This is a genomic window from Pseudomonas sp. Irchel s3b6 (genome assembly GCF_900187415.1).
GTDB lineage: Bacteria > Pseudomonadota > Gammaproteobacteria > Pseudomonadales > Pseudomonadaceae > Aquipseudomonas.
This window is the reverse complement of record NZ_FYDM01000009.1, coordinates 115,580-128,624: the sequence shown is the minus strand read 5'-3', so window position 1 is coordinate 128,624 and position 13,045 is coordinate 115,580. Positions and strand designations below refer to the sequence as shown.

The 13,045-nt window shown below is 61.3% G+C and carries 12 protein-coding genes; 4 read left to right on the top strand and 8 right to left on the bottom strand.

From position 1 onward, the window contains the following. Positions 1-36 precede the first annotated feature (36 nt). Positions 37-819 carry a sulfite exporter TauE/SafE family protein gene (locus tag CKW07_RS16560; RefSeq protein WP_095146003.1) on the bottom strand — a complete coding sequence of 261 codons (783 nt, stop codon included), beginning with the start codon at positions 817-819 and terminating at the stop codon, positions 37-39. A gap of 125 nt (positions 820-944) precedes the next feature. Between CKW07_RS16560 and CKW07_RS16555 the strand changes: the two genes are divergently transcribed. Further along, positions 945-1,691 (top strand): NRDE family protein, encoded by a 747-nt coding sequence (locus CKW07_RS16555; protein WP_095146002.1) that lies wholly within the window; start codon positions 945-947, stop codon positions 1,689-1,691. A 62-nt stretch (positions 1,692-1,753) separates the two neighbouring features. Here CKW07_RS16555 and ptsP read toward each other — a convergent pair whose 3' ends face one another. Together ptsP and CKW07_RS16545 are read right to left on the bottom strand one after the other, a co-directional pair. After that, positions 1,754-4,033, bottom strand: a complete 2,280-nt coding sequence (ptsP, locus tag CKW07_RS16550) for a phosphoenolpyruvate--protein phosphotransferase (protein WP_095146000.1) — start codon at positions 4,031-4,033, stop codon at positions 1,754-1,756. A gap of 22 nt (positions 4,034-4,055) precedes the next feature. Next, positions 4,056-4,535, bottom strand: a complete 480-nt coding sequence (locus CKW07_RS16545; protein ID WP_095083604.1) for an RNA pyrophosphohydrolase — start codon at positions 4,533-4,535, stop codon at positions 4,056-4,058. Between the two features lie 143 nt (positions 4,536-4,678). Between CKW07_RS16545 and CKW07_RS16540 the strand changes: the two genes are divergently transcribed. Further along, positions 4,679-5,335: an HAD family phosphatase gene (locus CKW07_RS16540; protein WP_095145998.1), complete on the top strand. Its 657-nt coding sequence runs from the start codon at positions 4,679-4,681 to the stop codon at positions 5,333-5,335. 120 nt (positions 5,336-5,455) lie between these two features. Here CKW07_RS16540 and CKW07_RS16535 read toward each other — a convergent pair whose 3' ends face one another. Together CKW07_RS16535 and ilvA are read right to left on the bottom strand one after the other, a co-directional pair. Then, positions 5,456-5,881: a DUF2269 domain-containing protein gene (locus CKW07_RS16535; RefSeq protein WP_095145996.1), complete on the bottom strand. Its 426-nt coding sequence runs from the start codon at positions 5,879-5,881 to the stop codon at positions 5,456-5,458. Positions 5,882-5,920: 39 nt separating this feature from the next. After that, a complete protein-coding gene (gene ilvA, locus CKW07_RS16530; RefSeq protein ID WP_095145994.1) occupies positions 5,921-7,435 on the bottom strand; it encodes a threonine ammonia-lyase, biosynthetic in 1,515 nt (504 codons plus the stop codon). 146 nt (positions 7,436-7,581) lie between these two features. On the opposite strand from ilvA, the gene rpiA reads away from it, so the two are divergent. Continuing rightward, positions 7,582-8,256 carry a ribose-5-phosphate isomerase RpiA gene (gene rpiA / locus CKW07_RS16525; protein ID WP_095145993.1) on the top strand — a complete coding sequence of 225 codons (675 nt, stop codon included), beginning with the start codon at positions 7,582-7,584 and terminating at the stop codon, positions 8,254-8,256. A 62-nt stretch (positions 8,257-8,318) separates the two neighbouring features. On the opposite strand, the gene CKW07_RS16520 is transcribed toward rpiA, so the two are convergent. The 3 genes from CKW07_RS16520 to CKW07_RS16510 all read right to left on the bottom strand — a co-directional run bounded on the left by CKW07_RS16520 (position 8,319) and on the right by CKW07_RS16510 (position 11,534). After that, positions 8,319-9,236: an SdiA-regulated domain-containing protein gene (locus tag CKW07_RS16520; RefSeq protein ID WP_095145991.1), complete on the bottom strand. Its 918-nt coding sequence runs from the start codon at positions 9,234-9,236 to the stop codon at positions 8,319-8,321. Positions 9,237-9,433: 197 nt separating this feature from the next. Beyond that, a complete protein-coding gene (locus CKW07_RS16515; protein WP_095145990.1) occupies positions 9,434-10,099 on the bottom strand; it encodes a fumarylacetoacetate hydrolase family protein in 666 nt (221 codons plus the stop codon). Between the two features lie 40 nt (positions 10,100-10,139). Then, positions 10,140-11,534, bottom strand: a complete 1,395-nt coding sequence (locus tag CKW07_RS16510) for an FAD-binding oxidoreductase (RefSeq protein ID WP_095145988.1) — start codon at positions 11,532-11,534, stop codon at positions 10,140-10,142. A gap of 204 nt (positions 11,535-11,738) precedes the next feature. Here CKW07_RS16510 and serA point away from each other — a divergent pair, with 204 nt between their 5' ends. Further along, on the top strand, positions 11,739-12,968 hold the full coding sequence (gene serA / locus CKW07_RS16500; RefSeq protein ID WP_095145984.1) for a phosphoglycerate dehydrogenase: 1,230 nt from the start codon (positions 11,739-11,741) through the stop codon (positions 12,966-12,968). Positions 12,969-13,045: the final 77 nt, after the last annotated feature.

Sequence of the window (13,045 nt, the reverse complement as noted above, 5' to 3'; positions counted from 1 at the left end):
TGTCACGCCAGGATTAAGCCAGGATTGCGCCGCGCGTCAGAGCAGGAAGCTCAGCCCCACGCACAACAGCAAAACGGCAAACAGTCTTTTCAGCAACCGCGGCGACAGCCGGTGGGCCAGTCGCGCACCGAAGCGGGCGAACAGCATGCTGGTCAGGGCAATGCCCAGCAGCGCCGGCAGATAAATGAACCCCAGACTATGAGCGGGTAACAGGGGGTCATGCCAGCCCAGAATCATGAAACTCAATGCACTGGCCAACGCGATCGGCAGGCCGCAGGCCGATGAAGTGGCCACTGCTTGCTGCATCGGCACGCTGCGCCAGGTCAGGAACGGCACGGTCAGCGAGCCGCCACCAATGCCGAAAATCGCCGACGCCCAGCCAATCACGCTGCCGGCCAGGGTCAGGCCGACCTTGCCGGGAACGGTTCGACTGGCCTTGGGCTTGAGCTCCAAGGCCATCTGCACCGCGATCACCAGGGCGAACACACCAATGATTTTCTGCAAGTTGGGGCCTGAGATCGCTTCGGCGGTCAGCGCCCCGAACCCGGCACCCAGGAGAATCCCCAAGGTCATCCAGAGAAAGATCGGCCAGCGCACCGCGCCTTTGCGCTGGTGCTCACGCACGGCGTTGATCGAGGTAAAGATGATCGTTGCCAGCGAGGTGCCGACGGCCAGGTGGGTCAGCACCGCCGCATCGAAGCCCTGCAAGGTGAAACTGAATACCAGCACCGGGACGATAATGATCCCGCCACCCACGCCAAACAGCCCGGCCAACACGCCTGCACAGGCGCCCAACACCAGATAGAGCAGAAATTCCATGACTGCACCCCCAAAATAAGTGCCGCATGGTAACGGATGCATGGGCCAAGGCTCCACTGTGCAAGGCGATGGATCGATGAGCGATGTCTGCGTAAAGTGAGTGAAAAACGCACAAGGACCACCTTATGTGCCTGATTGTTTTCGCCTGGCGCCCGGATCACCCCACGCCCCTGGTCGTCGCGGCCAACCGTGACGAGTTCTATGCCCGCCCCAGCCTGCCGCTGGCGCAATGGCCCGAAGCCCCGCAGGTGTACGCCGGCCGTGACCTGGAGGCCGGTGGCACCTGGCTGGGAGTCGGTGCCGATGGGCGCTTCGCCGCGTTGACCAATATCCGCAACCCGCACCAACCTGCGGCCCGCCGCTCGCGGGGTGAACTGGTGGCACGGTTTCTCACGGGCGAAATGCCGATTGCCGACTATTTGGCCGACGTTGTCGGCAGATCCGTGGAATATGCCGGGTTCAACCTGCTGGTCGGCAACCTGCATGAACTGTGGCACTTCAATGCCCTGCAGACCGCACCGACCCGGTTGGAAGCCGGAGTCTATGGACTGTCGAATGCCGGGCTGGATACGCCCTGGCCCAAGCTGCTCAAGGCCAGGGCAGCCCTGACCGAGGTGCTCGACGACCACCAACCACAGGCACTGTTGGCACTGCTGGCTGACTCGCAAATCGCGCCGTTAGCCGACTTGCCGGACACCGGCGTGGGCCTGGCGACCGAAAGCCTGTTGTCCAGCGTGTTTATCGTCAGCCCCACGTATGGCACCCGGGCGAGTACCGCGCTGATTGTCCAGGCCGATGGTTCACGGTGGATGGTCGAGCGCAGTTTCGGGCCGTATGGCGGGCATTTGGGGGAGGTTGAGATCAGGGTCTAGATTGTTGCGCCCCATCGCGGGCAAGCGGCGCTCCGCTTGCCCACGAAGAAGCTGTCAGGACTTCAGAGAGTCTTGATCGCCGCCGGATTGATCATTCGCGCCAACCCGAGATTCTTCAGCGCCAGTTGCAGCGAGCTGTGGATCACTTGCGGGTTGTCGATGGTCATCAGTTCGGCCAGCAGATCCTTGGCCCAACTGAGGTTGATCTGGCGCAGCATCCACTTCACCTTCGGCAGGTTGGTGGCGTTCATCGACAGGCTGTCGAAGCCCATCGCCATCAACAGCACCGCGGCGGCCGGGTCGCCCGCCATCTCGCCGCAGATACTCACCGGCTTGCCTTCGGCATGGGCGTCGCGCACCACGGCTTGCAGGGCCTGCAGCACGGCCGGGTGCAGATAGTCGTAGAGGTCGGCTACCCGCGGGTTGTTCCGATCCACGGCCAGCAGGTACTGGGTCAGGTCATTGGAGCCGACCGACAGGAAGTCCACCTGCCGCGCCAGTTCCTTGGTCTGGTAGACCGCCGCCGGGATTTCGATCATCACGCCCACTGGCGGCATCGGCACATCGGTGCCTTCGTCGCGCACTTCACCCCAGGCCCGGTGGATCAGGTGCAGGGCTTCTTCCAGTTCATGGATACCGGAAATCATCGGCAGCAGGATGCGCAGGTTATCCAGGCCTTCGCTGGCCTTGAGCATCGCGCGGGTTTGTACCAGGAAGATTTCCGGGTGGTCGAGGGTGACGCGGATTCCGCGCCAGCCAAGGAAGGGGTTGTCTTCCTTGATCGGAAAATACGACAGTGCCTTGTCGCCGCCGATGTCCAGGCTGCGCATGGTCACCGGTTGCGGGTGGAAGGCGGCGAGTTGCTCGCGATAAATCGCCAGCTGCTCCTTTTCACTCGGGAAACGCTGATTGATCATGAACGGCACTTCGGTGCGGTACAGACCCACCCCTTCGGCGCCGCGCTTTTGCGCCCGCGCCACATCCGCCAGCAGACCGGTGTTCACCCACAACGGCATGCGGTGCCCGTCGACCGTCACGCACGGCAGGTCGCGCAGCGCATCCAGGCCCAGGGCCAGTTGCTTCTCTTCCTCGACCACGTCGGCGAACTGCTTGCGCAGCACGTCGCTGGGGTTGGTGTAGACCTCGCCGTGGTAGCCGTCGACGATCATCTGGATGCCGTCGACCTTGGAGTACGGCAAGTCGACCAGGCCCATCACCGTCGGGATGCCCATGGCACGCGCCAGGATCGCCACGTGGGAGTTGCCGGAACCCAATACCGAGACCAACCCCACCAGCTTGCCTTCCGGCACCTCGCCGAGCATGGCCGGCGTCAGTTCCTCGCTGATCAGGATGGTGTTGTCGGGGTAGACCAGGGTCTGCTGGCGCTCTTCCTGCAAATAGGCAAGCAGGCGACGCCCCAGGTCCTTGACGTCCGAGGCCCGCTCACGCAGGTAGGCGTCGTCCATCAATTCGAAACGGTTGACGTGATCGGTGACCACCTGGCGCAGCGCGCCCTGGGCCCACTGGCCGGTCTTGATCACGGTGGTGACTTCGCTGCCCAGCGAGGCATCGTCGAGCATCATCAGGTAGACGTCGAACAAGGCGCGCTCTTCGGGGCGCAATTGCGTGGCGAGCTTGGCGGACAACGCACGCATGTCGGCGCGCACGCCTTCGATGGCGGTCTTGAACAACTTGAGCTCAGCATCGATGTCGCTGATGGCCTTGTCGGGTACCACGTCCAGGTCAGCCGGTGGCAGCATGACCACCGCGGTACCGACCGCCGCACCCGGCGAGCCGGGTACACCGACGAACTTTGCTTCCTGAATACCCTTGCCCTGACGGCCCAGGCCACGGATCGAACCGGTGGCCTCGGCATGGGCGATAACGCCCGCGAGCTGGGCGCTCATGGTCACGAGGAAGGCTTCCTCGCCTTCGTCGAACTGACGTCGCTCTTTTTGCTGGATGACCAACACGCCCACGACGCGGCGGTGGTGAATGATCGGCGCACCGAGGAACGAGGCATAACGCTCCTCGCCGGTTTCGGCGAAGTAGCGATAGCGCGGGTGGCCCGCGGCGTTCTCGAGGTTAAGGGGTTCTTCACGCGTGCCGACCAGGCCGACCAGACCTTCGTTGGGCGCCATGCTGACCTTGCCGATCGAGCGCTTGTTCAAGCCCTCGGTGGCCATCAGCACGAAACGGTTGGTCTCGGGGTCCAGCAAGTAGACCGAGCAGACCTGGCTGCCCATGGCCTCTTTGACGCGCAACACAATAATCCCCAACGCCGCCTTGAGATCCTTGGCGGAGTTAACTTCCTGGACGATCTTGCGCAGCGTATTGAGCATGGCTCGGGGTCGAACTCCGTCGTCAGTCGCGCGTTAAAAGGCGCGGGGCAAGCTCTTTGAGAGCGCGGCGATACACCTCGCGCTTGAATGTCACCACCTGGCCCAACGGATACCAATAACTGACCCAGCGCCAGCCATCGAATTCCGGTTTACCGGTCAAATCCATCCGCACCCGCTGCTCGTTGGAGACCAGGCGCAGGAGAAACCATTTCTGTTTCTGGCCGATGCACAGCGGTTGGCTGTGGGTCCTGACCAGACGTTGCGGCAAACGATAGCGCAACCAGCCGCGAGTACAGGCGAGAATTTCAACATCTTCGCGCTCCAGACCCACTTCTTCGTTCAACTCGCGATACAAGGCGTCTTCCGGCGTCTCCTGGGGATTGATACCTCCCTGGGGAAACTGCCAGGCATCTTGATTGATACGGCGAGCCCAAAGCACCTGGCCGGCATCATTCGTCAGAATGATCCCGACATTGGGGCGGAAACCATCGGGGTCGATCACGGCAACAACCTCGCAAACGCATGTCGCCGCATTGTTCCACAAAGCTTGTTAAGGCGGCAACGAAGCTTCCTACCTTATGTGCACTCTTGTGAAAAGACCGTATTCTTGTCGCCTTTTTACAGACTTTTCAGCGGGTAACTGCAATGCGCCTGGCTTTATTCGACCTGGACAACACGCTTTTGGGCGGCGACAGCGACCACGCATGGGGCGACTACCTGTGCGAACGGGGCTTGCTCGACGCCATCGCCTACAAGACACGCAACGACGCGTTCTATCAGGACTACCTGGCCGGCAAGCTGGATAACGCCGCCTACCTGAACTTCTGCCTGGAAATCCTCGGCCACACTGAGATGCACCAGTTGCAGGAATGGCATCGCGACTACATGCGCGATTGCATCGAACCGATCATGTTGCCCAAGGCCATCGAGTTGTTGGCCAAACACCGCGCCGCCGGTGACAAGCTGGTGATCATCACCGCCACCAACCGGTTCATCACCGGGCCTATTGCCGAGCGCCTGGGGGTCGAAACCCTGATCGCCACCGAATGCGAGATGCAGGACGGTCGCTACACCGGGCGCAGTACCGATGTACCCTGCTTCCGTGAAGGCAAGGTGACACGCCTGAATCGCTGGCTGGAGGAGACCGGATTGACGCTGGAAGACAGCTACTTCTATAGCGACTCGATGAACGATCTGGCGTTGCTGGAGGAAGTGGCCAACCCGGTTGCCGTGGACCCGGACCCGAACCTGCGGGCCGAGGCCGAGAAGCGTGGCTGGCCGGTGATCACTCTGCGCGACTGACAACGCCACCCCTGTAGGAGCAGCCGGTCGACGCTCGAGCGCTCGCGATGGTCGTTAACGATTATGCGGGGCGCCTGCCCCCCCGCAACGACCTTGAGTTTTTCGCGAGCGCGCTCGCTCCTACACTGGCTTGGCGCCCATCAGCCCGGCAATAGCGATCAAGCAGACGAAGCTGACCAGCGCCAGCGCAAAGGTAAACCTGCCCACGCTACCCGGCGCCTTGCGCAGCTTGTTCAGCCGCACCAGCAACCAGAACCAGGCCAGCGCCGCCACGGTGTAGAGCACACTGGAGGCCAGCAGCCAGGTCTGTCCCAGCGGCCAGCCGATCAAGTGCACCATCCACCAGCCGGTGAATGGCATGCTCAGCAAGGCCAGCCCCATCAACAGCCAGACGAACACCCGTGGCCGTTGCAACGTACGGCTTCCCGCCGTTGCGTCGCCGTTACGCCGGGTACGCCAGACCCAGATCCCCAGGCCCAGCGCGCACGCCAGCAGCACGACCGTCGCGACCATGTGCGCAGCCTTCAGGGCCGTTAACGTTTCCATTGTCCGATTTCCTTATGTTCTGCCCATCAACGTAGCCGTTCAGCCAAGAAACAACTGATAGGCCGGGTTGTCGCTTTCATCCCAGTAGGGATAACCGATTTCTGCCAGCGCCGCCGGCACCAGATGACGCTCGTCATGGGGGACCTGCAAGCCGGCGACCACACGCCCGTCCGCCGCACCGTGGTTACGGTAATGGAACATCGAGATGTTCCAGCGCCCGCCGAGCTTGCTGAGGAAGTTGAACAGCGCCCCCGGACGCTCTGGAAACTCGAAGCGCAGCACCACTTCATCGACCACATGGGCCGCGCGACCGCCCACCATGTGCCGGATGTGCAACTTGGCCAGCTCGTTGTCCGTCAGGTCGAGTACCGGGAAGCCCTGCTCGGTCAGGCTGGCAAGCAGCGCGCTGCGCGGATCGCTTTCCGGGTGCGTCTGCACGCCGACGAAAATGTGCGCTTCGCTGCCGGTGTTGTAGCGGTAGTTGAACTCGGTGATCTGGCGTTTACCGATGGCCTCGCAGAACGCCTTGAAGCTGCCCGGCTTCTCTGGAATGGTCACGGCGATGATCGCTTCGCGGCCTTCCCCCAGCTCGGCGCGCTCGGCCACATGGCGCAAACGGTCGAAGTTGACGTTGGCACCGGAGTCGATGGCCACCAGGGTCTGCCCAGTAACGCCCCGCAACTCGACGTACTTCTTGATCCCGGCCACACCCAGGGCACCGGCAGGCTCGGTGATCGAACGGGTGTCGTCGTAGATGTCCTTGATCGCCGCGCAGATCTCGTCGGTGCTGACGGTAATGACTTCATCGACGTAGTCTTTGCAGATATCGAACGTGTGCTGGCCGATCTGGGCAACCGCCACGCCATCGGCAAAGAGGCCCACGGTCGGCAACACCACCCGCTCACCGGCGGCCATGGCCGCTTGCAGGCAATTGGAGTCATCCGGCTCGACGCCGATGATCTTGATGTCCGGGCGCAAGTACTTCACGTAGGCGGCAATCCCGGCGATCAGGCCACCACCACCGACGGGAACGAAGATCGCATCCAGCGGCCCCGGGTGCTGGCGCAGAATTTCCATCGCCACCGTGCCCTGCCCGGCGATGGTGTGCGGATCGTCGTAAGGGTGGATGTAGACGTAGCCCTTTTCATCGACCAGCTTCAGCGAAAAAGCCAGGGCCTCCGGGAAGGAATCCCCGTGCAACACCACTTTGCCGCCGCGCGAGCGCACGCCTTCGACCTTGATCTCCGGGGTGGTCTTGGGCATGACGATGGTCGCCTTCACACCCAGCACCTTGGCCGCCAGGGCCAGGCCCTGGGCATGGTTGCCCGCCGACGCGGTGACCACGCCACGCGCTCGCTCTTCATCGCTCAACTGGGTCAGCTTGTTATAAGCGCCGCGAATCTTGAACGAGAACACCGGCTGCAAGTCTTCGCGCTTGAGCCAGATCGTGTTGCCCAGCCGCTCGGAGAGCTGGCGAGCAGTCTGCAATGGGGTTTCTACGGCAACGTCATAAACGCGCGAGGTGAGGATCTTTTTGACGTACTGTTCGAGCATCGGAAAGCATCACTGGGCGAGTTGGGCAGGGCCAAAGAGTCTAACCCGGCTTTTGGCCGCACGACCACACGAATCCAGAGGTTTTGGCCCGGCATGGCGCTATAATGCCGGCCTTCTGTCCTCCCTTATGGCACCTCGGAGCCCGCATGACCCAGGATCAACTCAAACAGGCAGTGGCGCAGGCCGCGGTCGATTTCATCCTTCCTAAACTCGACGACAAGAGCATCGTCGGGGTCGGCACCGGCTCCACCGCCAATTGCTTCATCGATGCGCTGGCCCTGCACAAGGGTGCATTCGATGGCGCCGTCGCCAGCTCCGAAGCCACCGCCGCGCGCCTCAAGGGCCACGGGATCCCGGTGTACGAGCTGAACACCGTCAGCGACCTGGAGTTCTACGTCGACGGCGCCGATGAAAGCGACGAGCACCTGAACCTGATCAAGGGCGGTGGCGCGGCCCTGACCCGCGAGAAGATCGTGGCGGCCGTGGCCAAGACCTTCATCTGCATCGCCGATGCCAGCAAGCTGGTGCCGGTACTGGGCAACTTCCCGCTGCCGGTCGAAGTGATTCCAATGGCCCGCAGCCACGTAGCCCGCGAGCTGGTGAAGCTGGGCGGCGACCCGGTCTACCGTGAAGGCGTGTTGACCGACAACGGCAACATCATCCTCGATGTGTTCAACATGCAGATCACCAACCCGGTGGAGCTCGAGACACAGATCAACGCCATCGTCGGCGTGGTCACCAACGGCCTGTTCGCGGCGCGTCCGGCGGATCTGTTGCTGCTGGGTACCAGCGAAGGCGTGAAAACCCTGCGCGCTGAGTAAATCCAACGCAAATCAGTGTGGGAGCGAGCAAGCCCGCTCCCACCGGTGTTTTGGGGTGTTTGTCAGTTCTGCGCGGGCTTCTTGAACACGTAAAACAGATTCGGCTCACTCACCAGATACAGGGTGCCATCGTCATCCATGGCGATCCCCTCCGCTTGCGGCACGGTCTTTTGCAAGCCCTGACGCCCCTTGCTCAGCGACATCGTGCTCAACGGCCGACCGTCGATATCCAGCTCCAGAATTAGCCGCGACTCATCCGACAGCGCCAGCAAGTGGCCGCTGCGCTCGTCGTATTGCAGGCTCGAGAGGTCACGCACAAACATCCCGGCATCGCGCTTGGGGTTGTTGACCACGTGAACGGCATAGGACTTTTCTGGATCGAAGTGCGGAAAGCCCTGCACTTCATAGATCAGCATCGGGTCGCGTTCCTTGGCGACAAACAGGCGCTTGCCCTTGGAGTCGTAGGCCAGGCCTTCAAACCCCTTGTTCCGGGTCATGTGCACGCCCAGGGTCATCTGCTCGGCATCGGCGGCATCAAGGAACGTCGTGCCGTCCTCCAGGTGAATCTTGATCAGGCGCTGCTGACGCTCATCGCTGATCACATAGGTGTCGGCACTGATGAACTCCACCGCCTCCGGGTCGCCAAACCCCACCAGCGCCACGCGGCGCAGGATTTGCCCATCGAGGGACATCTCGATCAGCTCGGAATTCTGATTGGTCACGGTGAACAGGCTTTTACGCACCGGATCAAAGGTCAGTGCCGAAACATCATCGTCCAGCCCGTCGATCACCTTCGCCTCGATCACCACCTGGTAGTCATTGAGCGCCATGGACTGTTCACTGAGCGGGTGCAACCAGGCCTGCAGGTTGAACCAGGTACGCTCGTAAAGGCGGTAGTACTGACCCAGCACACCCAATGCCAGCACGGCGGCGATCAACATAATCAAGGCAAGGGATTTGGGGCGGGCTAGTCGGCGCATTCAGGCTGCTCAAAAAACGAATCGGGAGGATGAAATATCACGCCTTGATGAATTCAAGCTTAATGGCCATGGGGTTGCAGCCACAACCGGACGGCGCGCAGGGGTCGTTTTCAGGAAAGGACGCAGCAAACAGCCAGGTCAATAGATCGCAGGCAGCGCCAGCTCCAAAGGGAGGCGGCGCAGCTGGCGACCGTGGTTCAGCGAACGCTGCTGGTAAAGCTACCGGCGCCTGGAAGCTCCAGCACCAGTTCGTCACCGACATTCAGCGGGCCCACGCCCACCGGCGTGCCGGTCAGGATCACGTCACCGGCCTGCAGCGAGAAGCAGCCGGCCATGTGCTGGATCATCGGCACGATCGGGTTGAGCATGGCGCTGCTGTTGCCATCCTGGCGAACTTCGCCATTAATGGTCAGGCGGATGCCAATGTCGCTCAGGTCGGCAAAGGTGCTGCTGACCACGAACGGCGCCAGTACACAGGCACCATCGAAACACTTGGCGATTTCCCATGGCAGGCCCTTGGACTTGAGCTCGGCCTGCTTGTCACGCAGGGTCAGGTCCAGCGCGGGGGCAAACCCGGAAATTGCATCCAGCACCTCCTCACGACTCGGCCGGGTCGACAGCGGCTTGCCGATCAGCACCGCGATTTCCGCTTCGTAGTGCACCGAACCGCGATCGACCGGAATGGCAAAACCACCGTCCAACGGCACCACGCAGCTGCCTGGCTTGATGAACAGCAACGGCTCGGTCGGCACCGGGTTGTCCAGTTCCTTGGCGTGCTCGGCGTAATTGCGCCCGATACACACCACTTTCCCGACCGGGAAATGAATACGTGTACCGTCGACATATTGGTGCTGATAGCTCATTACCGACTCCTGCCTTAGTGATTCTTCAGGTACGACCCCTTCAAACAGCGAAGATCTTGCCCGGGTTCATGATGCCATTCGGGTCGAACACCGCCTTGACGGCCTTCATGTACTCGATCTCGACCGGGGAGCGGCTGTAGGTCAAGTAATCGCGCTTGGTCATGCCCACGCCGTGCTCGGCGGAAATCGAACCGTTGTACTTCTCGACGGTTTCGAACACCCACTTGTTCACCGTTGCGCACTTGGCGAAGAACTCGTCCTTGCTCAGGTTATCCGGCTTGAGGATGTTCAGGTGCAGGTTGCCATCGCCGATGTGGCCGAACCAGACGATTTCGAAGTCCGGGTAGTGTTCACCGACAATCGCGTCGATTTCCTTCAGGAATGCCGGCACTTTCGACACGGTGACCGAAATGTCGTTCTTGTACGGTGTCCAGTGGGAAATGGTCTCGGAGATGTACTCGCGCAGCTTCCACAGGTTTTGCAGTTGCGATTCGCTCTGGCTCATCACGCCGTCCAGCACCCAGCCTTCCTCGACGCAGTGTTCGAAGGTTTCCAGGGCGTGGTTGGCCACTTCCTCAGTGGTCGCTTCGAATTCCAGCAGCGCGTAGAACGGGCAATCGGACTCGAAAGGGGCAGGCACGTCGCCACGCGCCAGGACTTTGGCCAGGGCCTTGTCGGAGAAGAATTCGAAGGCGGTCAGGTCGAGCTTGCTCTGGAACGCGTGCAGCACCGGCATGATCGAGTCGAAGTCGGCGGTGCCGAGCACCATGGCAGTGAGGTTTTTCGGTGCGCGATCCAGGCGCATGGTCGCTTCGACCACAAAACCGAGGGTGCCTTCGGCACCGATGAACAGCTGACGCATGTCGTAGCCGGTCGCGTTCTTGATCAGGTCGCGGTTCAGTTCCAGCAGGTCGCCCTTGCCGGTGACCACTTTCATGCCGGCCACCCAGTTACGGGTCATGCCGTAGCGAATGACCTTGATACCACCGGCATTGGTGCCGATATTGCCGCCAATTTGGCTGGAGCCCGCAGACGCGAAATCCACCGGGTAGTACAGGCCTTTTTCTTCGGCCACGTTCTGCAAATGCTCTGTGACCACACCCGGCTGACAAACAGCCGTGCGATCGGTCAGGTTCACGTCGAGGATCTGGTTCATGTAGTCGAAGGACACGACCACTTCGCCATTGGCAGCCACCGCCGCAGCGGAAAGCCCGGTACGCCCGCCGGACGGCACCAGTGCGACCTTGTGCTCATTGGCCCAGCGCACAATGGCCTGGACCTGCTCCGTGGTCTTGGGAAACACGATGGCCATCGGGGCCGGGGCGAAATGCTTGGTCCAATCCTTACCGTAAGCATTCAGGGAGTCGGCATCGGTCAACACCTTGCCAGGCTCAACCAGGGTCTTCAGCTCATCAATCAGGGCAGGATTGGTCATCGACAGAACTCTCGAACAATTCATGGTCATCCTGAGAACGCTTCACGTCGCAGGAATGAGTGTTTAGCGGGGTGCATATGCTAGCATACCGACCCCGCAGGGTAGTGCCCAAAGGCTGTTCTGCGGCGACGGCTTTCCTGCCGTCCGGGTCAGCATCTGTTGACCATTTCCTGCCATTTATCTCCGGGATACAGGTTTACGCAGATGAGCAAGACTTCTCTCGATAAGAGCAAGATCAAGTTCCTTCTTCTCGAAGGCGTCCACCAATCGGCTGTCGACGTCCTCAAGGCGGCGGGCTACACCAGCATTGAGTACCTCACAGGTTCTCTGCCGGAAGCCCAGCTCAAGGAAAAGATCGCCGATGCGCACTTCATCGGTATTCGCTCTCGCACTCAACTGACCGAAGAAATCTTCGATCACGCGAAGAAACTGGTCGCTGTGGGCTGTTTCTGCATCGGCACCAACCAGGTCGACCTCAGCGCTGCCCGCGAGCGTGGTATCGCGGTGTTCAACGCTCCGTACTCCAACACCCGCTCCGTCGCCGAGCTGGTGCTGGCCGAAGCGATCCTGCTGCTGCGCGGCATCCCGGAGAAAAACGCTTCCTGCCACCGTGGCGGCTGGATCAAGAGCGCGGCCAACTCCTTCGAAATCCGGGGCAAGAAGCTGGGCATCGTCGGTTACGGCTCGATCGGTACCCAACTGTCGGTCCTGGCCGAAGGCCTCGGTATGCAGGTGTACTTCTACGACACCGTGACCAAGCTGCCACTGGGTAACGCCACCCAGGTCGGCAACCTGCACGAGTTGCTGGGCATGTCTGACATCGTGACCCTGCACGTACCGGAAACCGCGGCTACCCAGTGGATGGTCGGCGAGAAGGAAATCCGCGCCATCAAGAAGGGCGGGATCCTGATCAACGCCGCTCGCGGCACCGTGGTCGAGCTGGACGCCCTGGCGGACGCGATCAAGGACAAGCACCTGATCGGCGCGGCCATCGACGTATTCCCGGTGGAGCCACGCTCCAACGACGAAGAGTTCGAAAGCCCGCTGCGTGGCCTGGACAATGTGATCCTGACCCCGCACATCGGCGGTTCTACCGCTGAAGCGCAGGCCAACATCGGCCTGGAAGTAGCCGAGAAGCTGGTCAAGTACAGCGACAATGGTACGTCGGTGTCCTCGGTCAACTTCCCGGAAGTGGCCCTGCCGGCTCACCCTGGCAAGCACCGTTTGCTGCACATCCACGAGAACATCCCGGGTGTGATGAGCGAGATCAACAAGGTCTTCGCCGAAAACGGTATCAACATTTCCGGTCAGTTCCTGCAGACCAACGAGAAAGTCGGCTACGTCGTGATCGACGTCGATGCCGAGTACTCGGACCTGGCGCAAGAGAAGCTGCAGCACATCAAAGGCACCATCCGTAGCCGGGTGCTGTTCTAAGAGCAGCTGCAAGCGGCAAGTCGAGTTCGCCTTTGCTTTAACCTGAGGCTTACAGCTTGCCGTTATGAAAAAGGGAG